This is a genomic window from Streptomyces sp. NPDC007905 (assembly GCF_042959345.1).
Classification (GTDB): Bacteria; Actinomycetota; Actinomycetes; order Streptomycetales; family Streptomycetaceae; genus Streptomyces.
On the sequence record NZ_JBIBKS010000010.1, the window covers coordinates 34,572 to 59,271 of the forward strand.

At 71.9% G+C, this 24,700-nt stretch carries 18 protein-coding genes and 1 tRNA gene; 15 read left to right on the plus strand and 4 right to left on the minus strand.

The genetic code is table 11. The features are described 5' to 3' along the window. The first annotated feature begins 2 nt into the window (after positions 1-2). Complete coding sequence (locus ACFZDC_RS19025; RefSeq protein WP_003976229.1) at positions 3-236, plus strand: hypothetical protein; 234 nt, start codon at positions 3-5, stop codon at positions 234-236. On the opposite strand, the gene ACFZDC_RS19030 is transcribed toward ACFZDC_RS19025, so the two are convergent. After that, on the minus strand, positions 215-1,450 hold the full coding sequence (locus ACFZDC_RS19030) for a glycosyltransferase 87 family protein (RefSeq protein ID WP_391325167.1): 1,236 nt from the start codon (positions 1,448-1,450) through the stop codon (positions 215-217). The two genes, ACFZDC_RS19025 and ACFZDC_RS19030, sit on opposite strands and share 22 nt — an antisense overlap. A gap of 127 nt (positions 1,451-1,577) precedes the next feature. Between ACFZDC_RS19030 and ACFZDC_RS19035 the strand changes: the two genes are divergently transcribed. Beyond that, positions 1,578-1,650: transfer RNA gene (locus tag ACFZDC_RS19035), tRNA-Ala, on the plus strand. Positions 1,651-1,771: 121 nt separating this feature from the next. Here ACFZDC_RS19035 and ACFZDC_RS19040 read toward each other — a convergent pair. Together ACFZDC_RS19040 and ACFZDC_RS19045 are read right to left on the minus strand one after the other, a co-directional pair. Beyond that, positions 1,772-3,382 (minus strand): NADH-ubiquinone oxidoreductase-F iron-sulfur binding region domain-containing protein, encoded by a 1,611-nt coding sequence (locus tag ACFZDC_RS19040; RefSeq protein ID WP_391325170.1) that lies wholly within the window; start codon positions 3,380-3,382, stop codon positions 1,772-1,774. After that, complete coding sequence (locus tag ACFZDC_RS19045; RefSeq protein ID WP_391325171.1) at positions 3,379-4,665, minus strand: cytochrome b/b6 domain-containing protein; 1,287 nt, start codon at positions 4,663-4,665, stop codon at positions 3,379-3,381. The genes ACFZDC_RS19040 and ACFZDC_RS19045 overlap by 4 nt, the downstream gene beginning before the upstream one ends. 402 nt (positions 4,666-5,067) lie before the next feature. Between ACFZDC_RS19045 and leuS the strand changes: the two genes are divergently transcribed. The 9 genes from leuS (at position 5,068) to ACFZDC_RS19090 (ending at position 16,601) form a co-directional block, all read left to right on the plus strand. Then, the gene (gene leuS / locus ACFZDC_RS19050; RefSeq protein ID WP_391325173.1) at positions 5,068-7,947 is read left to right on the plus strand and encodes a leucine--tRNA ligase; all 2,880 of its coding nucleotides are present in this window, start codon (positions 5,068-5,070) and stop codon (positions 7,945-7,947) included. A 153-nt stretch (positions 7,948-8,100) separates the two neighbouring features. Beyond that, positions 8,101-8,823, plus strand: coding sequence for a hypothetical protein (locus ACFZDC_RS19055; protein ID WP_391325175.1), 723 nt, complete (start codon positions 8,101-8,103; stop codon positions 8,821-8,823). Positions 8,824-8,895: 72 nt separating this feature from the next. Further along, entirely contained in the window at positions 8,896-9,741 is an 846-nt protein-coding gene (locus ACFZDC_RS19060) for a DegV family protein (RefSeq protein WP_391325176.1), read from the plus strand. A 121-nt stretch (positions 9,742-9,862) separates the two neighbouring features. After that, on the plus strand, positions 9,863-11,005 hold the full coding sequence (locus tag ACFZDC_RS19065) for a helix-hairpin-helix domain-containing protein (protein ID WP_391325178.1): 1,143 nt from the start codon (positions 9,863-9,865) through the stop codon (positions 11,003-11,005). Then, positions 11,002-13,545, plus strand: a complete 2,544-nt coding sequence (locus tag ACFZDC_RS19070) for a ComEC/Rec2 family competence protein (protein WP_391325180.1) — start codon at positions 11,002-11,004, stop codon at positions 13,543-13,545. The genes ACFZDC_RS19065 and ACFZDC_RS19070 overlap by 4 nt, the downstream gene beginning before the upstream one ends. Positions 13,546-13,573: 28 nt before the next feature. Next, on the plus strand, positions 13,574-14,416 hold the full coding sequence (locus ACFZDC_RS19075) for an arylamine N-acetyltransferase (protein WP_391325182.1): 843 nt from the start codon (positions 13,574-13,576) through the stop codon (positions 14,414-14,416). Positions 14,417-14,636: 220 nt separating this feature from the next. Next, the gene (locus ACFZDC_RS19080; RefSeq protein WP_391325184.1) at positions 14,637-14,882 is read left to right on the plus strand and encodes a hypothetical protein; all 246 of its coding nucleotides are present in this window, start codon (positions 14,637-14,639) and stop codon (positions 14,880-14,882) included. A 221-nt stretch (positions 14,883-15,103) separates the two neighbouring features. Next, a complete protein-coding gene (gene holA, locus ACFZDC_RS19085) occupies positions 15,104-16,093 on the plus strand; it encodes a DNA polymerase III subunit delta (protein WP_391325186.1) in 990 nt (329 codons plus the stop codon). Between the two features lie 112 nt (positions 16,094-16,205). Next, on the plus strand, positions 16,206-16,601 hold the full coding sequence (locus ACFZDC_RS19090; RefSeq protein ID WP_391325188.1) for a nuclear transport factor 2 family protein: 396 nt from the start codon (positions 16,206-16,208) through the stop codon (positions 16,599-16,601). A gap of 203 nt (positions 16,602-16,804) precedes the next feature. Here ACFZDC_RS19090 and rpsT read toward each other — a convergent pair whose 3' ends face one another. Beyond that, complete coding sequence (rpsT, locus tag ACFZDC_RS19095; RefSeq protein WP_030735567.1) at positions 16,805-17,071, minus strand: 30S ribosomal protein S20; 267 nt, start codon at positions 17,069-17,071, stop codon at positions 16,805-16,807. Positions 17,072-17,297: 226 nt separating this feature from the next. Between rpsT and lepA the strand changes: the two genes are divergently transcribed. The 4 genes from lepA to hemW all read left to right on the plus strand — a co-directional run bounded on the left by lepA (position 17,298) and on the right by hemW (position 24,681). Beyond that, complete coding sequence (gene lepA / locus ACFZDC_RS19100) at positions 17,298-19,172, plus strand: translation elongation factor 4 (protein ID WP_391325190.1); 1,875 nt, start codon at positions 17,298-17,300, stop codon at positions 19,170-19,172. A gap of 261 nt (positions 19,173-19,433) precedes the next feature. Continuing rightward, positions 19,434-21,308: an AMP-binding protein gene (locus ACFZDC_RS19105; RefSeq protein ID WP_391325192.1), complete on the plus strand. Its 1,875-nt coding sequence runs from the start codon at positions 19,434-19,436 to the stop codon at positions 21,306-21,308. A 241-nt stretch (positions 21,309-21,549) separates the two neighbouring features. Then, positions 21,550-23,421: a SpoIIE family protein phosphatase gene (locus ACFZDC_RS19110; RefSeq protein WP_391325639.1), complete on the plus strand. Its 1,872-nt coding sequence runs from the start codon at positions 21,550-21,552 to the stop codon at positions 23,419-23,421. 27 nt (positions 23,422-23,448) lie between these two features. Further along, a complete protein-coding gene (gene hemW / locus ACFZDC_RS19115; RefSeq protein WP_391325195.1) occupies positions 23,449-24,681 on the plus strand; it encodes a radical SAM family heme chaperone HemW in 1,233 nt (410 codons plus the stop codon). Positions 24,682-24,700: the final 19 nt, after the last annotated feature.

The following is a 24,700-nucleotide window of genomic DNA, read 5'->3' on the forward strand; positions in this document are numbered from 1 at the left end:
CGATGGGTGCACACAGGCGAAAGTGCGACTGGTGTGGGAGCGGTACGCCCATCGTCCGTGACATGGAACCGGTCAATCCCGACTACCAGTACTGGTGCGAGGAATGCGCGCGGGCGCTGATCATAAAGGGCGACCCGATCGAGACCTACCGTGAGCTGGAGGGGGAGCCGATCTACGGGCGCCTGCTCGAGGAGCACTGCACGCTCAAGAGGTTCTACTCCTTCGTCACCGCTTGACGGGCTCCTGACCGCGGCCGGGACCTCGGGAACGATGTCGGGGTCAGCCCGAGGAAGAGCACGCCGGCCCCCGCGTAGAGGGCCGACAGGGTCAACTGGGCGCCCGTCTGGTGCAGTTCGGGGCGCCCGGTGCCGTGCGGCGCCCACCAGGGGACGTACGAGCAGAAGATCAGCGCCGTGCCCGTGGCGGCCGCCCGGCGTCCGCGTGTCCACAGCAGCAGCACCACAGGCACGCACCACACCCAATGGTGCGTCCACGACACCGGGCTGATCAGCAGCGCCGTGACGGCGCAGGCGCACACCGCCCAGGACCGCATGCCCCGCAGCTCGGCCGTCACCGCCACCGTGAGCCCCAGGGCGGCCACCACGGCCGCGGCGGCGACCCAGACGGCTCCCGGGTAGGGCGTCTGCAACAGACGCGCCAGAACGCCACGCAGGGCCTGGTTGGCGGTGCTCTCCGGGTGCCCGGCCCGGTCCGGGCGGAACACCGTGTCGGTCCAGTACCGCCATGAGTCGTACGGCAGGGCGGCCGCCGCGAGCAGCGTCGCCCCGGCGAACGCGGTGGCCGCCCCGCGCGCGTGCCGCAGCCACGGTCCCCCGTCTCCGCCGCCGAGACGGGCCGCGACGCCCGCGGCGAGGAGGAACACCGGGAACAGCGCGGGTGTCAGCTTGACCGCCGCGGCGAGTCCGAGGCCCGCCCCGGCCCAGCGGTCGTACCGGCCGGCGGGGTGGCGGGAAAGGTCCCACAGCACCAGGGCGGCCAGCAGCAGATTGACCTGGCCGTAGCGCAGGGTCGTCCACACCGGCTCGCACCACACGGCCACTGCCGCGACCCACCAGACGCTCTCCGCGCGCGCGTGGCCGACGAGTTTCAGCGACAGGCGTACGAACACCACGAGGAGGGCGAGGTTCCCGGCCGTCGCCAGCGTGCGCAGGGTCACGGTGCCCGGCAGGGTCAGCGCGGTGAACAGCAGGGCCGCGAACGGCGGGTAGGTGGGGGGCAGGTGCGCGGCGGTTGCCCGCAGGGCGTACAGGTCGCCTCCCGCACGGACGGTGGCTCCCTCGGCCCGGTACACCATCAGGTCGATCATCGACACGTGTGCGGCCCGCTGGGCCAGCCAGAACGCCGTGAACGACACCAGACACGCGCCCACGGCCACCGGCAACCGGCGCCGGGGTCCGGAGAACGCGATCACGGTCACGAAAGGGGACATTAGCGCCTGTACCAGAGCAGACAGGAAACCGATTTGGTGGTGCACCCCGGTGACCGTGTAATGTTGGCGTCGCCGCCAGGGAAACCGGGCGGCACGGTGAACATGCGGCTCCGCCGCATGGCCGCGAGGGGCTATAGCTCAGTTGGTAGAGCGCCTGCATGGCATGCAGGAGGTCAGGAGTTCAATTCTCCTTAGCTCCACAGAAATCGAAGGCGGACCATCCGAACGGGTGGTCCGCCTTCGACGTGTTCCACGACACATTCCGGAGCACACGACACGACGGCGGGTCACCCGGAGCCGGGTGACCCGCCGTCTGTTCGCTCAGCGGCCGAGGGCGCGGCGGCCGCGGCCCTGGGAAAGGACGGGCAGGTTGCGCGACGGCGCCTGCCCGCGCGTGTCCTCCTCGATGCGCAGCGCCAGGGCCGGGCACCGGCGCACCGCGCGCAGCGCCTTCGCCTCCGCGTAGCGCGGCACCTGCGCCTGCGCCACGGTCGGGAAGCCGTCCGCGCCCAGTTCGAAGACCTCCGGGAGGATGTCGGCGCACAGTCCGTGGCCCCGGCACAGCGTCCAGTCGACGTAGATCTTCTGGCGGCTGGAGCCGGTCTCTGCGGGCTCTCCGCCGCCCGGGATGCCCGTAGGGGCCCTGCCCCCGTCGAAGAGCGGCAGAACGCCCTCCACCGGCCGTCCGCAGCCGTTTCCGAGGACATGCGCGGCCAGGTCGTCGGTGAACGCCTTGATGGTCGACTCCAGGAACATCGCGGAGCCGTCGGGGTGCGAACACGCCCCGCGCCGCTTCACGTTCTTCGCGACCTGCTTCAGCGCCTCCAGGGCCGCCGGTCCGCCGCCGTTGAGGATGTCCTCCATACCGCGCGCGGCGGCGGGCAGTCCGAGGTAGCAGGGGCCGCACTGGCCGGCGCTCTCCTCGGCCAGCCACTGGGCCACCCGCAGCGACTCGCCCAGCGGGCAGGTGTCCTGGCTGATCGGCAGGATCGCGCCCGCGCCCAGCGAACCTCCCACCGCGTCCAGCGAGTTGCGCGAGACGATCGCCTCGTTGACGGTCGCCGAGTCGATCCACTTGCCGTGGTAACCGCCGGTCAGCACACCCTGCGGCACCGGCGGGGCACCGGCCAGCTGCAGTACGTAGCGCAGCGGCACGCCCGTGGGGACCTCGATCACCATCGGGCGGGCGACCGCGCCGGAGACCGTGAGCATGACGGTGCCCGGCTCGTCGTACAGGCCGGTGTTGCCGTAGCGCTCGGGGCCGATCCGGGCGGCGATGGCCAGCTGCGCGAAGGTCTCCGCGTTCGACAGCAGCGTGGGCGCCCCGCCGACGCCGCTCTGCGAGGCGCTGATCTTGCGGCCGGGCGGGATCGCCGGGCCGCCGTCCACCGAGCGGATCAGCGACGCGGCGGCGCCGGTGACCATGCGCACCGGGTTGCGCTGCACCCACGCGCGCAGGGCCGACCGGCGGCTGTTGCTCAGGCCGCGCTCGGCGAGCGCGGCCTCCATGGAGCGCTGCGTGGACTCCCGGGTGACCCCGATCACGAGCGTGCGGGCGCCGAGGGCCTCGGCGCACAGCAGCGCGCCGTCCAGGATGAGGTGCGGGGCGCGGTTGATGAGCACCGTGTCCTTGCGGCAGGCCGGTTCGTCCTCGCTGCCGTTGACGACGACGACCGGCCGCACGCCCCGCTTGATCGCCGTCTCGGCGACCGAGCGCAGTTTCTTGTGGAAGGGGAAGCCCGCGCCGCCGCGCCCCTTGAGGTTGATGCGCTCGGCGAGCTGGGCGAGCTGTTCACCGCCGAGCGGGTCGAGCGGCCCGTGCACCTTGAGGTGCATGGGCAGGTCGAGCCGCTCCACAAGGTCGAAGCCCGACGTGAGCACGGGAAGACCGACCACGCGGACTTCGGGTACGTCGGGCAGGGCCTCGTTCACCTATAGCCTCCGGAAGGCGTGTTCCAGGGTTCGCCCGAACCCGGTGCGTCGTACGAGGCACCGGGGTTTGTCTCGGTGGCGGGACCGCCGTTGAACGTGTCGTTCGAGTTGTACGTCCCATAGCGGTTGTTCGTCTCACCGGTGTCGTACATGTCACTCCGGCCGTAGCCGGCGGTGCCCGGATTGCCGTAGGCCGGGATGTTGTATCCGGTGTCCTGGAGCGGGTCGTACGCCGACGGCGGGGCCTCGCCGACCGGCGGCGGCGACGGGATCGGCCAGCTGCCCGAGGTGCTGGACGGGCCGTCCACGCGCGGCATCGCCTCCGTGGCCTGCAGGTCCAGCGGCAGGTCCATGCGCGTCGTCGGGCCGGGCGCGAACGGCTGCTGGGAGCCGGGCATCTGCACCGCCCGGTAGGCGGCGGCGAAGCCGGAGGCGGCCTCGACGGCCGGGGCCATCGGGGTCTGGTACAGCGGCGCGGAGCGGGTCGGGGCCTCGGCGGGGCGCGCCCTCGGCTCGCGCCGTCCCTCGAAGCCCTGGGGGCCGGACTCGGCGACCCGGGAACGGCTCGCCTCCAGATCGTCCATGCCGGGCCGCTCGGAGCTGCCCAGGAGGGCGACGAGCCGGTCGGCGACCTTGCGCTTGAAGGGACGCGGGGCCGAGCGCAGCGCCAGGGCGCCCATGACGCCCAGCAGGGACAGGCTGTAGAGGATCACAAAGATCGGCTTCGCCTGGCGACCCGCGTAGAGCCCGTGGATCAGCGCCGCGCACCAGGCGGGGTACGCCAGCATGTGCATGGCCCGCCAGCGGGCGGCGACGGGGGCCGGGGCGGCGAAGTTGCTGCGCAGGGCGCCGGTGACGCCCACGAAGATCATCAGCAGGCCCGCCAGTGAGCCGAGTCCGATCAGGCCGGCGCTTCCGGTGAGGCCGAGCGAGAACGGGATGATCGCTGCGATCAGCTTGGTGTGGTCCAGCGCGATCTTCGTGGTGATGTGCAGCAGCAGGAACGCGATCGAGGCGACCGCTGTCGTCCGGTGCACCGCCTGGCCGACGATCCGCTGGCGCGTGTTCAGGAAGATCCGGTCCTGGGCGAACAGGCCCCAGATCACCGAGCAACTGAGCGAGACCAGGGACAGCACGCCCGCACCGAAGTTCAGGAACTCGCGGAACTGGCTGCCTCCGACCAGCACGATCACGGGTATGAGCAGCAGGATGACAGCGGATGCCACCCCATAGGCCGACCGGCCCGGTTTGGGGAGCGAGCTGTTACTACGACGAGGGTTCATGGGGGCAACTCCGAGCAGTTTCGGGAAAGCGGTCCCGCTGCCGAACTCTAAGTGGAGCCATACCGATCAGTACGAGGTTTGAGTTATTGCGTTGTTATCAAAGGACAATGCGACTGGGCCAATGTCCCTTAATGGCTGTTACGCGAAGTAACCCTTGACTTTCGTTCGGTTCCGGTCGGGTTCGTGGCATGTCCACAAGGCATACGGAAGCGCGTCGCGGCTTGCTCAAGGCCTGCGGTACTCTAACGCCATGCGTGCCGTACGCCTTCTGCTTAGCGGGCCGCGCTGATCAGTACCGACCCCCGGTCGAACCGTGTGGTCGGCATCGGCGCGGCGTCCCCTCCTGTGCGAGGGGTTTTTTCATTTCCGCAGGCAGAGACGATCGATGGAGCTTTGAGGATCATGAGCGAGACGAACCCCGCTGCCACCGCTGCGGCGCCGGACGCCGCGCCGCACCGCTACACGGCCGGCCTGGCCGCCGAGATCGAGGCACGCTGGCAGGACTTCTGGGACGCCGACGGCACGTACGGTGCGCCCAACCCGAAGGGCGACCTGGCGGGAGACCCCGACCTGGTCGCGAAGCCCAAGAAGTTCATCATGGACATGTTCCCGTACCCCTCGGGTGCGGGTCTGCACGTCGGTCACCCCCTGGGATACATCGCCACCGACGTCTACGCCCGGTTCCAGCGCATGACCGGCCACAACGTCCTGCACACCCTGGGCTTCGACGCCTTCGGCCTGCCCGCCGAGCAGTACGCCGTGCAGACGGGCACCCACCCGCGCGTGTCCACCGAGGCCAACATCGAGAACATGAAGGCCCAGCTGCGCCGGCTGGGCCTGGGCCACGACAAGCGCCGGTCGTTCGCCACGATCGACCCGGACTACTACAAGTGGACCCAGTGGATCTTCCTGCAGATCTTCAACTCCTGGTACGACGAGGAGGCGAAGAAGGCCCGCCCGATCGCCGAGCTGATCGCCCGGTTCGAGTCCGGTGAGCGCGCGATCCCGGGCACCACGCGCGCGTGGAACCAGCTGAGCGACACCGAGCGCGCCGAGGTCCTGGGCGAGTACCGACTGGCCTACGCCTCCGACGCGCCGGTCAACTGGTGCCCCGGCCTGGGCACCGTGCTGGCCAACGAGGAGGTCACCGCCGACGGCCGCTCCGAGCGCGGCAACTTCCCGGTCTTCAAGGCCAAGCTGCGCCAGTGGAACATGCGCATCACCGCCTACGCCGACCGGCTGCTGGAGGACCTGGAGGAGCTGGACTGGCCCGAGGCCATCAAGCTGCAGCAGCGCAACTGGATCGGCCGCAGCGAGGGCGCCCGCGTCGACTTCCCGATCGACGGCGAGCGCATCACGGTCTTCACCACCCGCCCGGACACCCTGTTCGGCGCCACCTACATGGTGCTGGCGCCCGAGCACCCGATGGTCGAGAAGTTCACCCCCGAGGCATGGCCCGAGGGCACGCACGAGGTGTGGACCGGCGGCCACGCCACCCCGGCCGAGGCCGTCGCCGCCTACCGCGCGCAGGCCGCCTCGAAGTCCGACGTGGAGCGGCAGGCCGAGGCCAAGGACAAGACCGGCGTCTTCATCGGCGCGTACGCGACCAACCCGGTCAACGGCGAGCAGGTGCCGGTCTTCATCGCCGACTACGTCCTGATGGGCTACGGCACCGGCGCGATCATGGCCGTCCCGGCGCACGACACCCGCGACTTCGAGTTCGCGCGGGCCTTCGAGCTGCCGATCCGCTGCGTGGTCGAGCCGGCCGACGGCCGCGGCACGGACACCTCCACCTGGGAGGACGCCTTCGCCTCGTACGACGCGAAGATCGTCAACTCCGCCAACGAGGAGGTCTCCCTGGACGGCCTGGGCGTCGTCGAGGCCAAGGCTCGCATCACCGAGTGGCTGGCGCGCAAGGGCATCGGCGAGGGCACCGTCAACTTCCGGCTGCGCGACTGGCTGTTCAGCCGCCAGCGCTACTGGGGCGAGCCCTTCCCGATCGTCTACGACGAGGACGGCGTCGCCCACGCGCTGCCCGAGTCGATGCTGCCGCTGGAGCTGCCCGAGGTCGAGGACTACAGCCCGCGCACCTTCGACCCGGACGACGCGGACACCCAGCCCGAGACGCCGCTGTCGCGCAACGAGGAGTGGGTCAACGTCACCCTGGACCTGGGCGACGGGCCGAAGAAGTACCGGCGCGAGACCAACACCATGCCCAACTGGGCCGGTTCCTGCTGGTACGAGTTCCGCTACCTGGACCCGCACAACGAGCAGAAGCTGGTCGACCCGGAGATCGAGCGGTACTGGATGGGCCCGCGTGAGGGCCGGCCGCACGGTGGCGTCGACCTGTACGTCGGCGGCGCCGAGCACGCCGTGCTGCACCTGCTGTACGCGCGTTTCTGGTCCAAGGTGCTGTACGACCTGGGGCACGTCTCCTCCGCGGAGCCGTTCCACAAGCTGTTCAACCAGGGCATGATCCAGGCCTACGTCTACCGCGACAGCCGTGGCATCGCGGTGCCGGCCGCCGAGGTCGAAGAGCTGGACGGCGCGTACTACTACCAGGGCGAGAAGGTCACCCGCCTGCTGGGCAAGATGGGCAAGTCCCTGAAGAACGCGGTGACCCCGGACGAGATCGCCGCCGAGTACGGCGCCGACACGCTGCGCCTGTACGAAATGGCCATGGGCCCGCTGGACGTCTCCCGGCCCTGGGACACGCGCGCGGTGGTCGGCCAGTTCCGGCTGCTGCAGCGGCTGTGGCGCAACATCGTCGACGAGAACACGGGCGAGGTCACCGTCACCGACGCCGAGCCCGATGAGGAGACGCTGCGCGCCCTGCACAAGGCGATCGACGGCGTGCGCCAGGACCTGGAGGGCCTGCGTTTCAACACCGCCATCGCCAAGGTCACCGAGCTGAACAACCACCTGACCAAGGCCGGTGGCGCGGTGCCGCGGTCGGTCGCCGAGCCGCTGGTGCTGATGGTCGCCCCGCTGGCCCCGCACATCGCCGAGGAACTGTGGCGCAAGCTGGGTCACACCGACTCGGTCGTCCACCAGGACTTCCCGGTCGCCGACCCGCAGTACGTGGTGGACGAGACCGTGACCTGCGTCGTGCAGATCAAGGGCAAGGTCAAGGCGCGACTGGAGGTGCCGCCGGCCATCTCCGAGGAGGAGCTGGAGAAGGCGGCGCTGGCGGACGAGAAGGTCGTCGCGGCGCTGGGCGGCGCGGGCATCCGCAAGGTGATCGTGCGGGCGCCGAAGCTGGTGAACATCGTCCCCGCGTGACGGTTCCCGCGTACACGGGACGCCGGGTGCACTCCGCCTCGGGGTAGTCCCCTACGGGCAGGTTCGGGGTTTTTCTGGAACTCCGGACCTGCCCATTGCGTTTACCGTGGAGAGCGCGGCGACTTGTGCCGCGCCGGCTGTAGGAGGAGCGCCATGGAAGTAGTGATCACCGTGTTCGCCCTGCTCTTCCTGCTCTTCATCGGCCTCGGCGCGTACGCCACGGTGAAGGCGGTCGGCGCCGCCAAGCGCGGAGTGGACCGTACGATCGCGCAGGCCAGGCGCACGGTCGAGGACCACACCCTGCGCGCCAAGTCCTTCGCCCAGCTCGGCCCGGGCGGCGAGATCGCCCAGCTGCGGCTCACGCTGCGCGCCTCGATGCGGGCCACCCAGGACGCGCTGTACGCGGGCGCGGTCGAGGACGAGTCGCTGAAGGAGTCCCTCGGTCTCTTCGAGCGGCTCAGCGCGCACGGGCACGAGCTGGACGCCGACCTCAAGCGCCTGGAGTCCGAGCCCGACCGGGACACGCTCGTCGCGCGGCTGCCCGAGCTGCGAGGCCGCACCGAGCGCATCACTCAGTCCGCCGACTCCCTGCGCTGGGCCGCCCGCGACCGGGCCCGCCGCTTCTGCGACGACGACCTGGACACACTGAGCGCCCAGATCGACGTCGAGGCGGGGGCCCTTCGGCACTGGACGAGGACGGAACCCGCACCGGCGCCCCCGCCGTGGCCCAACGCCCCGGCCGCCGCCGACGGCCCGGGGATGCGGCAGCACACCCCCCACACCGCAGAGGAGCGGCCGGCCCCCGCGATCGCGCCGCCCACGCAGCGCCCCGCCTATCCCTGGCAGAAAAAGCCGCGTCCCGAGAGCACCACATGACCGGGCTGCTCCCGGTCCGGCAGCGAGGGGCCGGGCTGCCACACGAGCGCCACGGCAGGTAATCTCCAGCTCATGTCCCGCCATGTCGCGATCGTCACCGATTCAACGGCCTACCTGCCGCCGCGGACGATGGAGCGCCACGGCATCACCGCGGTGCCCCTGACCGTGGTCCTCGGCGACCAGGCGCTCGAAGAGGGCACCGAGATCTCGACCCGTTCCCTGGCCCATGCGCTGCAGAAGCGGCACTCGGTGACCACCTCCCGCCCCAGCCCTCAGGTGTTCGCGGAGACCTACCGCAAGGTCGCCGAGTCCGGGGCGAGCGGCATCGTCTCCCTGCACCTGTCCGCCGAGCTGTCCGGCACCCACGACGCGGCGGTCCTGGCGGCGCGTGAGGCACCGGTGCCGGTGCGGGTGGTGGACACCGGGATGGTCGCGATGGCCCTGGGCTTCTGCGCGCTCGCCGCGGCCGCGGCGGCGGAGGCCGGCGGAACGATGGACGAGGCCGTGACGGCCGCCGAGAAGCGGGCCGCGGGCACCTCCGCCTACTTCTACGTCGACACGCTCGACTATCTGCGCCGCGGCGGCCGGATCGGAGCCGCACAGGCCCTGTTCGGTTCCGCGCTGGCCGTCAAGCCGCTGCTCCAGCTGGACGGCGGCCGCATCGAACTCCTCGAGAAGGTCCGTACGGCATCCAAGGCGATCGCCCGCCTCGAGGAGATCGTCGCCGAGCGGGCGGGCGGCGCCGAGGTCGACATCGCCGTGCACCATCTCGCCGCCCCCGACCGTGCCTCCGCCCTCGCCGACCGGCTGCGGGTGCGGGTCCCCGGACTGGCCGACCTGCATGTCAGCGAAGTCGGTGCCGTGATCGGCGCACACACCGGGCCCGGGCTGCTGGGAGCGGTCGTCTCAACGCGCTGACACCCTGCTCCTCGGTCTCGTCATCACTCGTGCGAGTGACGGAGTTTTCCACAAGGGAGCGGTTTTCCCCGGGAATTGACCAAGATCATCGCGAAGCGGCGAGATACCCGATCCTCGTCGCATGGCGCTTCGATCACGTTCACGCACAGCCGTCCCGACCAGCGGACCCGGCCGCGGACCCGCTTCCGACGGCCGCGTCCGCCGCTACCCCGCCGACCGCCGCCGCGCCCGCCACCGTGTGCCCGCACCCGCGGAGGAACTGCGCCGCCGCGCGGAACTCCTCTTCGGCGAACGGGCCGTGGAATGGGGGGAGTCGGGCAACGCTCCACCGGACGGGCGGCCGTGTGCGACTACGGCGACGGTGACGGGGGCGGCGCCCGGGTTGGGCACGGCGACGCCCACGGGACCGACGCCGGGGCGGAGTACGGCCGGCACGGTTCCGCCCGGGCTGGGCGGGGCACGCGCGCCGTCCGTCGGGCCCGGGGCCGCCAGGACCCCCGAGGAGCAGCCGGCCGGTCCCAAGAGCCGTTCGCAGACGGCCGAACCCCTCGCACCGAGCCTGCGGGAACGGGCCGGGCTCGCCCTGCGCGAGCGGCTGCCGGTGTGGGTGCAGGTGCGGTGCGGGGTGGAGCGGCGGGGAGTGGTCGCCCTCGCCGTGGTGCTCGTGGTGGCAGCCGTGTTCGCCGTCCAGCACTTCTGGACCGGCCGGACGCGGACCGTGAGTGCTCCTCAGGTGGTGCGGGCCGAGGCGCCGTTGACCAAGAAGGACGAGGGCGGGAAGTCCGGTGTCGCCCTGAGCGCCTCCGCCACGCCGGGCGGCGAGATCGTCGTGGACGTCAGCGGCAAGGTCCGCGAGCCCGGGATCCGGCGGCTGCCGGCCGGCTCGCGGGTGGCCGACGCGCTGCGGGCGGCGGGCGGGGTGCGGCCGGGCGTGAGCACCGACGGGCTCAACCGGGCCCGTTTCCTGGTGGACGGCGAGCAGGTCCTGGTCGGCGCCCCAGCAGGGACGGCGCTCCCACCGCCCGGGCCCGGCGGCGGTGCGGGCCCCGGACCGGCGGCGACGGGTCCCGCGGCCCCGGTCTCCCTCAACACGGCGACCGCCGACCAGCTCGACACCCTGCCCGGTGTCGGCCCCGTGCTGGCCCAGCACATCATCGACTACCGCACGCGGCACGGCGGCTTCCGCTCGGTGGACGAACTGCGCCAGGTCAACGGCATCGGCGCTCGCCGCTTCGCCGACCTGCGAACCATGGTGCGGCCATGAGCGGCCCCTCCGGCAAGCAGCCATCGGACCCGACCGACCCGCGGCCGGCCCCGACCGACCTGCGCCTGGTTCCTCCCGCACTCGCTGTCTGGGCGACGGCCGCCCTGGTCCTCGATGCTCCGCTCGGCTGGAGCGTGGGTATCGCGGTCACCTGCGCGATCGCCGGAGCCGGCCTGCTGGGGGCCCGCCGGTGGGGGAGGCCGGACCGATCGCCCGTCCGGTTCGCCTGGGCCCGGGCCCCGCTCGCCGCCGTGCTCCTCTGCGTGGCCGCGTCCGCCGCCTCCGCCGGATTGCACGGAGCGGATGTGCGGCGCGGGCCGGTACCCGAGTTGGCGCGGCGGTTCGCGACCGTGACCGCCGAGGTCGAGCTGAGCGGCGACCCGTGGCTGAGCAGGCCGCGGGTGCGGGGCGATCATGCGGCGACCGTGGCGGTACTGGCCCGGGCTGAGGTGCGCCGCGTGGAGGAGAGGGGCGGGGCGGCTGTCAGGACGCGAACTCCCGTGCTGTTGGTCGTCGACGGGGACGTTCCGGCGCCGCGGGCACCTCCCACCGGGGGCGTGCCCGCCGCGCAGAGCACGCACGGTGCGCGTCCGGCCTGGCTCGGGCTGCTGCCGTCCACCCGGCTGCGGGTCAACGCCCGGCTGGCGCCCGCCCTGACCGGCGGCGACCGGACCACGGCCGTGCTGCGGGTGCGGAGCGAGCCCGTGCCGGACGTCGTGGCGGGGCCGAGCGGGCCGCAACGGCTGGCGGGCCGGCTCAGGGCCGGGCTGCGGGAGGCGACCGAGGGGCTGCCTGCGGACGCCCGGGCGCTGCTTCCTGGGCTGGTCGTCGGTGACACCTCGCGGATCACACCCGAACTGGACGACGCCTTCAAGGAGACGGATCTGGCACACACGCTCGCCGTCTCGGGCAGCAACCTCACGATCCTGCTGGCCCTGCTCATCGGGCCGCCCGGCCTGGCCCAGCGCGTGGAGCGCCGCGGACTCGCCCCGCGCCTGGGGCTCTCGCTGCGGGCCACCGCACTGCTGGCGGGAGTCCTCACGCTCGGCTTCGTGATCGTCTCCCGACCCGACCCCAGCGTGCTGCGGGCCGCGGCCTGCGGCTCGGTCGCCCTGCTCGCCCTGGCGACCGGGCGCCGCAGATCCCTCGTCCCGGCACTGGCCACGGCCGTACTCCTGCTGGTGCTGTACGACCCCTGGCTGGCCCGCAGTTACGGCTTCCTGCTCTCCGTGCTGGCCACCGGCGCGCTGCTCGTGCTGGCGCCGGGCTGGAGCGAGGCGCTGCAGCGGCGCCGGGTGCCCGCCCGGCTCGCCGAGGCGCTGGCCGCGGCCGCCGCCGCGCAGGCCGTGTGCGCGCCGGTCGTGGCGGTGCTGTCGGCACGGGTGAGCCTGGTGGCGGTGCCCTGCAACCTGCTGGCCGAGGTCGCGGTCGCCCCTGCCACGGTGCTGGGGTTCGCGGCGCTCGCCACGGCGCCGGTGGCGATGCCGATGGCCAAGGCGCTCGCCTGGTGTGCCGGTTGGCCCGCCGGCTGGATCGCGAGTGTCGCCCGGACCGGGGCTGCCTTGCCCGGCGGGGGAGTGGACTGGCCGGGGACCTGGCCCGGGGCGCTGCTCCTCGCAGCGGTCACCGGGGGCGTCGTGTCGGCTGGGCGGCTGCTGCTGCGGAACCCCTGGTGGTGCGGTGCGCTCGGGGTGCTGCTCCTGCTGGTGGTGGTGCGGCCGGCGCCGCTGACCCGGGTGGTCACGGGCTGGCCGCCACCGGGCTGGCGGTACGCGATGTGCGACGTCGGGCAGGGCGACGCGACCGTACTGGCCGCAGGCGAGGGGACCGGGGTGGTCGTGGACGCCGGACCCGATCCCGCGCGTGTCGACCACTGCCTTGGGGAGCTGGGCATCACCCGCATTCCCCTGGTCGTCCTGACCCACTTCCACGCCGATCATGTCGCGGGGCTTCCCGGCGTCCTGCGGGGCCGCTCGGTGGCCGCGATCGAGACCACGGATTTCGAGGAACCGGCGGGCGAGGTCGAGTTCGTGAGGAAGGAGGCGGCCGAACGGCACATTCCGCTCACCCGGGCCGTGGCCGGGGAGAAGCGGCGCACCGGGCCGGTGGACTGGCGGGTGCTGTGGCCCCCCGCCGCTCCTGCCCCGGGTCAGGTCCCGGTGGCGGAGCCGGACGGACCGAACGACGCCAGTGTCGCCCTGCTGGTCCGGACCGGCGGACTGCGGCTGCTGCTGCTCGGGGACCTCGAACCGCCCTCCCAGCAGGCCCTGTTGCACTCCCCGGCCGCGGCCGAGCTGGCGGGCGTGGACGTCCTGAAGGTGGCCCATCACGGCTCGGCGTATCAGGACCCGGACCTGATACGGCTGGCCGCCCCGCGAGTGGCGCTCATCTCCTGCGGCGCAGGGAACCCCTACGGCCACCCGGCAACGGCGACCGTGGCCGCGCTGCGGGCCGGCGGCGCGATGGTCCTGCGCACCGACCGGGACGGAGCGCTGGCGGTCGGCGGGACGGACCGGGAGGTGCGGGTGACGAGAGACTGAGCCGCGGCGGTTCGCCCAGACTGAGGGCATGAACTCAGCACAGGCAGACGCCTGCCTTCGCCGCATCGGGACCGCCCGTCCGCAGCGCGCCACCATCGGGGCCCTGCGCGAGCTGCACCTGCGCCATCTGCGGGCCGTCCCCTTCGAGAACCTGTCGATCCATCTCGGCGAGGAGATCGTGCTGGAGGAGAAGCGGCTGCTGGACAAGGTGGTCGAGGGGCGGCGGGGTGGCTTCTGCTACGAACTCAACGGCGCGTTCGCGGCGTTGCTCGCCGCTCTCGGCTACGAGGTTCGGCTGCTCGCGGCGCGGGTGTACGGGGAGGAAGGGCGGCTCGGCATCCCGTACGACCATCTCGCGCTGTGGGTGCGGACGGCGGACGGGGGTGAGTGGCTCGCCGACGTCGGGTTCGGGGCGCACAGTCACTGGCCGCTGGCGTTCACGGAACGCGGGGAGCAGACGGACCCCGCCGGGGCGTTCCGGGTGGCGGAGGCCGGTGCGGACCCCGCCGGGGTGCTCGGTGGCGGGGGCGACACGGCCGGGAGCGCGGACCTGGACGTCGTACGGGACGGCAGGCCGCAGTACCGGCTGGAGACGCGGCCCCGCGTGCTCGAGGACTTCGCGGCCGGGGCCTGGTGGCACAGCACCTCGCCGCAGTCGCACTTCACCCGGTCCCTGGTCTGTTCGCGAGTGACGGAGGACGGGGGGCGGATCACCCTCAGCGGCCGGGCGTTGACGACGACGGCCCCCGACGGGCGGAAGGAGACACGGGAACTGGGCACGGACGAGGAGGTGCTGTCGGTGTACCGGGAGCGGTTCGGGATCGCGCTGAGCCGTGTGCCGACTGTGCGAGACCGTAACTGGAACGGCTGAGGGAGATCAGCGGCTGACAGCTTGTGCGTACCGGACGGGGGTCCGTGCCCGAGCCCGAACCCGCGCCCGTGCCCAGCTTCTGCCCCTGCCCGAGCCTGAGCCCCTGCCTGAGCCCGAGCCCCCGCACGAGCCCGCGCTCGTGCCTCAGCCGGGGAGCCCCAGCCCCCGACCCGAACCGACCCGGCGGTTCGAGCTCCACCGGCTGCCGGAGAATGGGGCCGTGAGCGAAGTGAGACACGTGCTGGTGCTGCCCGACCGCGACGCCGCCGAGGAGGCGGCCGAGGCGCTCGGGAAGCGCTTCGGCGTCGACGAGGACCCCCAGCTCGTCCGGGACGCCCTGGCCGGCGAGGACGACGCGGAGGACGCCCAGTGGCTGCTGGTCCTGCACGACGAGGAGGCAAGCCTGGACCCCGCCGAGTTGGACGCGTTCGCGGGGGAGTGGGACGGCTGGCGCGAGGAGCCGTGACCCCGGGCCCTGTCGTCCTTGCGATCGCACGCTCCCCGCGCGCGAACACGCTCGCTCGGGGGCACGCCCCTCGCCATCGCGGGCCCGCCCTGCGGGCTGACGACGGCAAGGTGACGACAGGACGGTGACCACGGGGCCCGGACGGAACTCCGGGTGCGGTCGGGGGCCGATCGGGATGCGGAGCCGGTTCGCTGTCAGTGCCGCATGGGATGCTGTAGGCGATGGCCAGGAAGACTGCGAATGACGACCCTCTCGCCCCGGTGACCCTTGCCGTGGGCCAGGAGGACCTCCTGCTCGACCGTGCCGTGCGGGAGGTGGTGGCCGCCGCCAAGGCCGCGGACGCCGACACGGACGTACGGGACCTGACGCCGGACCAGTTGCAGCCCGGCACGCTCGCCGAGCTCACGAGTCCCTCGCTCTTCGCCGAGCGCAAGGTCGTGGTCGTGCGCAACGCGCAGGATCTCTCGGCCGACACGGTCAAGGACGTGAAGGCGTACCTCGGGGCGCCCGCGGAGGAGATCACCCTCGTGCTGGTGCATGCCGGCGGTGCCAAGGGCAAGGGGCTGCTGGACGCCGCGCGCAAGGCGGGGGCGCGGGAGGTCGCCTGTCCGAAGATGACCAAGCCGGCGGACCGGCTGGCTTTCGTCAGGGGGGAGTTCCGCGGGTTCGGGCGGTCGGCCACGCCCGAGGCCTGCCAGGCCCTGGTCGACGCGATCGGCAGTGACCTGCGCGAACTGGCCTCTGCGGTGGCGCAGCTCGTCGCCGACGTCGAGGGGACGATCGACGAGGCCGTCGTGGGGCGGTACTACACGGGGCGCGCCGAGGCGTCCAGCTTCACGGTCGCCGACCGGGCGGTGGAGGGCCGTACGGCGGAGGCGCTGGAGGCCCTGCGGTGGTCGCTGGCCACCGGTGTGGCCCCGGTGATGATCACCAGTGCGCTGGCCCAGGGCGTGCGGGCGATCGGGAAGCTGTCGTCGGCGCGCGGCGGCCGGCCCGCCGACCTGGCCCGTGAGCTGGGGATGCCGCCGTGGAAGATCGATCGGGTGCGTCAGCAGATGCGGGGCTGGACGCCGGACGGGGTGGCCGCGGCGCTGCGGGCGGTCGCCGAGGCCGACGCCGGGGTCAAGGGCGGTGGAGACGACCCCGAGTACGCCCTGGAGAAGGCGGTCGTGACCGTCGCCAGGGCCGCACGGTCCAGAGGACGCGGCTGAGACGCCCCGGGAGCGGTGACCCGATCACCCTCCGGGTCGCCCCCGGCCCGTCGGCGAGGACAATCGGAGCTGTCAGCCGTCATCGCCGAGGCGTGGAAAGGTGGCGATCGCCATGGCTGAACACCCGCATGCGACCCTCGTCCGCAAGGGGTACGACGCATTCCTCCGTGTCGACATGGAGGCCCTGCGCGGGCTGATGACGGCGGACGTCACTCACCACGTGCCCGGCAGCCATCCGCTGTCCGGTGACTTCAAGGGCCAGGACGCGGTCATCGGCATGTACGGCCGGCTCTTCCAGGAGACCGGCGGCAGCTTCCGTGCCGACCTGCGCAGTGTGTTCGTCGACGGCCGGGGCCATGCGGTGGCCCTGCACCGCATCACGGCGGAGCGCGAGGGCAGGCGCTACCACGAGGACGCGTGCCTGGTCTTCCGGATCGTCGGGGGCAAGATCACCGACATCGACCAGTGCGTACCGGACATCGACAAGGACGACGACTTCTGGTCGTGACGCACGGGTCACCGGGGCGGCCATACCGAAGGCCCCGCCGCCCACCCTGGGGAAGGGCGAGCGCCGGGGCCTGCGGATCAAGCTCGTCGGATCCGCGCCCGCGTGGCGAACGCAGGCCGCGCGCGGATCCTGGGGTGCCGGTCGGGAGCGGATGAGAGAGGGCCCGCTCTGGGTCCTTCCGGCGGTCAGATCAAAAGGGAGTTTCAGCCCTTGAGGGAAGCGACCTTGGAAGCAAGCGCCGACTTCTTGTTGGCGGCCTGGTTCTTGTGGATGACGCCCTTCGAGACAGCCTTGTCGAGCGCACGCGCGGCAGCGCGCTGCAGCTCGGTGGCCTTCTCGGCGTCACCCGCGGCCGCGGCCTCACGGGCCTTGCGGATCGCGGTCTTCAGGGAGGACTTGACGGCCTTGTTGCGCAGCCGCGCCTTCTCGTTGGTCTTGATCCGCTTGATCTGGGACTTGATGTTCGCCACGAAGGAGCCTTTTCAGGTTCTGGTGCGGGGCCGCTCGGGTCCCGCACCGGTGATCCAAAATTTCTCGGACGTGCCTCGCGCTGAGAGGGCATGAGGCACAGCCATCTACAGTACCAGTGGCCCACCGGGCGGCCCAAAACGGTCCCCGGTCCCTCCGCGTGGGACCATGGAGACTACGTATCGATCCGACCCGAGGCATAAGGCGCCTCAAGAGACAGGACCCTGCGTGCCCGCGACCCCTAACCATGTGCCCGAGCCGAGCCGTACCGCCCCGGCTCTGATCCGCAATTTCTGCATCATCGCGCACATCGACCACGGCAAGTCCACACTCGCCGACCGGATGCTCCAGCTGACCGGCGTGGTCGAGCAGCGGCAGATGCGTGCTCAGTACCTCGACCGGATGGACATCGAGCGCGAGCGCGGCATCACGATCAAGTCCCAGGCGGTGCGTCTGCCCTGGGCCCCGACCGAGGGCCCCGACCAGGGCACGACCCACATCCTCAACATGATCGACACCCCGGGGCACGTCGACTTCACCTACGAGGTCTCGCGGTCGCTGGCCGCCTGCGAGGGGACCGTTCTCCTCGTCGACGCCGCCCAGGGCATCGAGGCGCAGACCCTCGCCAACCTCTACCTGGCGATGGAGAACGACCTCACGATCATCCCCGTACTGAACAAGATCGACCTGCCGGCCGCGCAGCCGGAGAAGTTCGCCGAGGAGCTGGCGAACCTGGTCGGCTGCGACCCGGACGACGTGCTCAAGGTCTCCGCGAAGACGGGTCTCGGCGTCGATGCACTGCTGAACAAGGTCGTCAAGGAGATCCCGGCGCCGGTCGGGGTCGCCGACGCGCCGGCCCGCGCGATGATCTTCGACTCGGTCTACGACTCCTACCGCGGTGTCGTGACGTACGTCCGTGTCATCGACGGCCAGCTCAACAAGCGCGAGCGCATCAAGATGATGTCGACCGGCGCGACCCACGAGCTGCTGGAGATCGGGACCAACTCGCCCGAGATGCTCCCGGCGGACGGCCTCGGAGTCGGTGAGGTGGGTTACCTCATCACCGGTGTGAAGGACGTCCGGCAGTCCAAGGTCGGTGACACCGTCACCAGCCAGGTCAAGGGCGCCACCGAGGCACTGGGCGGCTACAAGGACCCGAAGCCGATGGTCTTCTCCGGTCTGTATCCGCTGGACGGCTCCGACTACCCGGAGCTGCGCGAGGCCCTGGACAAGCTGCAGCTCAACGACGCCGCCCTCGTCTACGAGCCGGAGACCTCCGCCGCCCTCGGCTTCGGCTTCCGCGTCGGCTTCCTCGGCCTGCTGCACCTCGACGTGATCCGGGAGCGGCTCGAGCGCGAGTTCGGGCTCGACCTGATCGCCACGGCGCCCAACGTGGTCTACCGCGTGGTCATGGAGGACGGCACCGAGCACACCGTCACCAACCCGAGCGAGTTCCCCGAAGGCAAGATCAACGAGGTGTACGAGCCGGTCGTGCGTGCCACCGTCCTGGCGCCGACCGAGTTCATCGGCTCGATCATGGAGCTGTGCCAGACCAGGCGCGGCACCCTGCTCGGCATGGACTACCTCTCCGAGGACCGGGTCGAGATCCGCTACACCCTCCCGCTCGCGGAGATCGTCTTCGACTTCTTCGACCAGCTGAAGTCCAAGACCCGCGGCTATGCCTCCCTCGACTACGAGCCCACCGGCGAGCAGACGTCGAGCCTGGTCAAGGTCGACATCCTGCTGCACGGCGACAAGGTGGACGCCTTCTCGGCGATCACCCACAAGGACGCGGCCTACGCGTACGGCGTGCGGCTCGTGGCCAAGCTGCGCGAGCTCATCCCGCGGCAGGCCTTCGAAGTGCCCATCCAGGCCGCCATCGGCTCCCGGGTGATCGCCCGCGAGACCATCCGCGCCATCCGCAAGGACGTCCTCGCCAAGTGCTACGGCGGTGACATCTCCCGTAAGCGGAAGCTTCTGGAGAAGCAGAAGGAAGGCAAGAAGCGGATGAAGATGGTGGGTTCCGTGGAGGTTCCGCAGGAGGCCTTCATCGCGGTGCTCTCCAGCGATGACAGCGCGGGGTCGGCCAAGGGCAAGAAGTAACCAACGGTAACAAGGGGTTACGCGCCCAAACCGGGCATGCGGGGGCTCGTCGTACGAAAGTGCGGCGGGCCCCTACGCGTGCGTAGCGTCGCTCTGCGTGGAAAGTGACAGGCCGATGCCCCTTACGCAGCGGCCGGTCGCCCCTTACTCTGATCCCTGCTCGATAGTTACTCGCGAGTTAAACAACAAGCGCGAACCCCACCGTGAGTTAACCCAGCCGCACGAGTCAGCCGCACTGTCGCGGGCCCCCCGGAGGATGTCGTGAGCGACACACAGACCCTGATCGAGAACCGTCCGCCGTCCGTGGCAGCCCTCTTCCTGGAGCGCGTGGCGGCCACACCGGACGCCGAGGCCTATCGCTACCCCGTACCGCCGGCCTCCGGCCAGGGCCCAGACGACTGGAAGTCGCTGAGCTGGGGCGAGGCGGCGCAGCGGGTGTACGCCATCGCGGCCGGCCTCATCGAACTGGGCCTTCAGCCGGAGCAGCGGGTGGCGCTCGCCTCCTCCACGCGCGTCGAGTGGATCCTCGCCGACCTCGGCATCATGTGCGCGGGCGGCGCCACCACGACCGTCTACCCGCAGACCAACGCCGACGAGTCGGCGTTCATCCTCTCCGACTCCGAGAGCCGGGTGCTGATCGCCGAGGACGCGGCCCAGGTCGCCAAGGCGGTGGAGAAGCGCGCCGAGCTGCCCGCCCTGACCAAGGTCGTCGTCATCGACCCGGCCGGCGTCGAGACGGACGACTGGGTGATCACCCTCACCGAGCTGGAGCAGCGCGGCGCCGCCTACCTGGAGAAGCACCCCGAGCTGATCAAGGAGCGGGTCGGCGCGATCACCAAGGACCAGCTCGCCACCCTGATCTACACCTCCGGCACCACCGGCCGTCCCAAGGGCGTGCGTCTGCCGCACGACAACTGGGCGTACATGGCGAAGGCCACCGTGGCGACCGGGCTGATCACTGGCGAGGACGTGCAGTACCTGTGGCTGCCGCTCGCGCACGTCTTCGGCAAGGTGCTCACTTCCGGGCAGATCGAGGTCGGGCACGTCACCGCCGTCGACGGCCGCGTCGACAAGATCATCGAGAACCTTCCGGTGGTGCAGCCGACCTACATGGCGGCCGTGCCGCGCATCTTCGAGAAGGTCTACAACGGTGTCGCGGCCAAGGCCCGCGCGGGCGGCGCCGCCAAGTACAAGATCTTCCAGTGGGCTGCGGAGATCGCCCGCGAGTACGCCAAGGTCTCGCAGGACAACTTCCGGCGCACCGGCACCCACGCGGTGCCGTTCGGGCTGGGCGCCAAGCACAAGGTCGCCGACGCCCTCGTCTACTCCAAGCTCCGTGAGGCCTTCGGCGGCCGGCTGCGCGCCTGTGTCTCCGGCGCCTCCGCGCTCTCCCCCGAGATCGGCTACTTCTTCGCCGGCGCCGGCATCCACATCCTGGAGGGCTACGGCCTCACCGAGACCTCCGCCGCCTCCTTCGTCAACCCCGGGGAGGCCTACCGCACCGGCACCGTCGGCAAGCCGCTGCCCGGCTGCGAGGTGCGCATCGCGGACGACGGCGAGATCCTGCTGCGCGGCCCCGGCGTCATGGACGGCTACCACCAGCAGCCCGAGAAGACCGCGGAGGTGCTGGAGTCCGACGGCTGGTTCCACACCGGCGACATCGGCGAACTGTCGCCCGACGGCTACCTGCGCATCACCGACCGCAAGAAGGACCTCATCAAGACCTCCGGTGGCAAGTACGTCGCCCCGGCCGAGGTCGAGGGCCAGTTCAAGGCGGTGTGCCCCTACGTCTCCAACATCCTGGTGCACGGCGCCGACCGCAACTACTGCACCGCCCTCATCGCCCTCGACGAGATCGCCATCCTGCAGTGGGCCAAGGACAACGGCCTGGAGGGCAAGTCGTACGCCGAGATCGTCGCCGCGCCGCAGACGGTCGAGATGGTCGACGGCTATGTCAAGCAGCTCAACGAGGGCCTGCAGCGCTGGCAGACCGTCAAGAAGTTCCGGCTGCTGCCGCGCGACCTGGACGTGGAGCACGGTGAGATCACGCCGAGCCTGAAGCTGAAGCGGCCGGTGGTCGAGCGGGAGTACAAGGACCTGATCGACGAGATGTACGCCGGTACGCGGGAGGCGTGAGACGACCGTCAGGCCCCGGAAGGACTGGGACCTTCCGGGGCCGGCGCGTGCCCGGAAGCCGGCCGGCCGGAAGCAGCCGAACCGCATCGAGGACCGGACCGAGGACGTGCGGTCGCTCGCATTCCGTACATTTTCCGACCGTGTTCGAGCACAGCCGTAGCACAGTTCTCACGCGCGACCGTCCACTTCGGTAACTCAACGCTTAGGCGTGGGGTCTGTCTGTCACCCTGGCCGCATGGACATGGCGGCGATACCGACGCAGCGGGAGACGGATTCCCGGGCCTGGGACGCGCCCGCGTACCGGGGCGCGGGGCCGCGGGCCGAGGGGTGTGCCACCCTGCCCGGCAGTCCTCTCGCGCCGGGCTCCGCCCGTGCGCTGCTGCGCGCCGCGTTCGCCGAGTGGGCCGACCAGGGGCTCACCTTGCCGGAGGGGTCCGCCCGGCTGGCCGCCGACGCCATGGCCGTCGTCAGTGAACTCGTCACCAACGCCGTCGTCCACGCGGGCACGGAGGTGGAGGTCGACTGGTGCCTGGAGGAGACCGGCGCATTCGTCGTGCAGGTGCGCGACCACCACCCGGCGCGCGCCCCGCGCGACCCCGCGGGCGGCGAGGCGTGGTACGACATGCCCGAGCACGGGCGCGGCCTGCGCCTGGTCGCCACGCTCGCCGAGTCCTGGGGCGTCACCTACCGCACCGGCGCCAAGACGGTATGGGCGCGCTTGCCCGCCGGTGGGCGGGACCGCCCGGACGGTCCCGCCCCGGAGCACACCCTGGAGGCCGCCGAGGCCCTCGCACCGCAGCCGCAGCGCCCCGGGGACGGCCGGGACTGGCTCGGCCGGGGCGCGCTGTCCTTCCTCGCCGAGGCCTCCGACCTGCTCGCCGGGCAGCTGGACGAGAACCTGGTCACGGCCCTCACCGGCCAGCTGATCGTGCCCCGGCTCGCGGACTGGTGCGCGGTGTGGCTGGAGGACGAGGCGACCGTGCGCGGCGGCGACGGCAGCGCGCCCGCGCGTGTCTGGCACGCCAGCGAGAACCGCATCGAGGAGCTGGCCCGCGCGCTGGAGAAGGGCCCGCCGTGCCCGCGGGACGGGCTGCGGTCCGGCCCCGAGCCGTACCCGTGGCCCGGCGACGCGCTCGGCCCGCACGGCGGCCACGGTACGGCGCTGGCCTACCGGCTGATCGCGGGCGGCCGCCCGCTGGGCACGCTGGTGATCGGGCGCTGCGGCCTCGAGCGCTTCCCCGACGAGGTCACCGGACTGGTCGAGGACCTCGGCCGCCGGGTGGCCCTCGCCATCGGCGCGGCTCGCCAGTACGCCCGGCAGGCCACCATCAGCGCCGTCCTGCAGCGCGGTCTGCTACCCGGCGCGGTCGCCGAGATCCCCGGGATGAGCAGCGCGCTCGTCTACGAACCCTGCGACAAGGGCGGCCCGAGCGGCGACTTCTACGACCTGTTCCCGGCGGGCGACGGCCGCTGGTGCTTCGCGGTGGGCGATGTGCAGGGCAAGGGGCCGGAGGCGGCGGTGGTGATCGGACTCGCCCGCCCCTGGCTGCGGCTGCTGGCCCGCGAGGGCTACCGGGTCGCCGACGTCCTCGACCGGCTCAACCAGCTCCTCCTGGACGACGCCACCGAGGCCGCCGACGCGGCGGCCCGCGCGCTGGTCGCCGCCGGCGGCCGGCCGGTGGTCGCCGGGGACGGCCCGCAGACCCGCTTCCTGTCCCTCCTCTACGGCGAGCTGACCCCGCACGACGGCGGCGTCCGCTGCACCCTCGCCTCCGCCGGACACCCCCTGCCGCTCGTCCTGCGCCCCGACGGCGAGGTGCGCACCGCCGCCCGCTCGCAGACCCTGCTCGGCGTCGTGGAGGACGAGACGTACACCAGCGAGACCATCGAACTGGGACCCGGCGACAGCCTGCTGTGCGTCACCGACGGCGTCACGGAGCGCCGCTCCGGCTCCCGCCAGTTCGACGACGGCGACGGCCTCGCGCGGGCCCTGTCCGGCTGTGCGGGCCTGAGCGCCGAGCTGATCGCGGAAAGGATCCGCCGCCTGGTGCACGACTTCGGCGGCGGTCTCCCGGAGGACGACCTGGCCCTGCTGGTGCTCCAGGCCGAGTAGCCGTCGTCGTACGGGACAATGGGGGACATGCCTTCCGCACTCCCCGACGGCGAGCCCGTCCCCGCCGACGGCGCGCTGCCCGCCGCCGCGCTCGCCGGGGCCGCCGACCGACCCCTCGGGTTCTACCTGCACGTCCCGTACTGCGCGACCCGCTGCGGCTACTGCGACTTCAACACGTACACCGCGACCGAGCTGCGCGGCACGGGGGGAGTGCTGGCGTCCCGGGACAACTACGCGGACACCCTGACCGACGAGATCCGCCTGGCCCGCAAGGTGCTCGGCGACGACCCGCGCGAGGTCCGCACGGTCTTCGTCGGCGGCGGTACGCCGACGCTGCTGGCCGCCGACGACCTGGTACGGATGCTCGGCGCGATCCGTGCCGAGTTCGGTCTCGCGCCCGACGCGGAGATCACGACGGAGGCGAACCCGGAGTCGGTCGACCCGGCCTACCTCGCCACCCTGCGCGAGGGCGGCTTCAACCGCATCTCCTTCGGCATGCAGAGCGCCAAGCAGCACGTGCTGACGATCCTCGACCGCACCCACACCCCGGGCCGCCCCGAGGCGTGCGTGACCCAGGCGCGGGCGGCCGGCTTCGCGCACGTCAACCTCGACCTGATCTACGGCACGCCGGGGGAGAGCGACGACGACTGGCGGGCCTCCCTGGAGGCGGCGATCGGCGCCGGACCGGACCACATCAGCGCGTACGCGCTGATCGTCGAGGAGGGCACCCAGCTCGCCCGCCGCATCCGCCGGGGGGAGATCCCGCCGACCGACGACGACGTCCACGCCGACCGCTACCTGATCGCCGAGGAGACCCTGGCGGCGGCGGGCTTCGACTGGTACGAGGTCTCCAACTGGGCCACCTCCGAATCCGGGCGCTGCCTGCACAACGAGCTGTACTGGCGGGGCGCCGACTGGTGGGGGGCGGGACCCGGGGCCCACTCGCACGTGGGCGGGGTGCGCTGGTGGAACGTGAAGCATCCGGGGGCGTACGCGGCGGCGCTGGCGTCGGGGAGCTCACCGGGGGCCGGCCGGGAACTCCTGTCCGACGAGGACCGGCGCGTGGAGCGGATCCTGCTGGAGCTGCGGCTGCGGGAAGGGGTGCCGTTGTCCCTGCTGAAGGAGGAGGGACTCGCGGCCTCCCGGCGGGCCCTGGCGGACGGACTCCTCAAGAAGGGTCCGTACGAGGCGGGGCGCGCGGCGCTGACGCTGCGGGGACGGCTGCTGGCGGACGCGGTGGTGCGGGATCTGGTGGACTGACGGGTCCGGCGGGAACCGC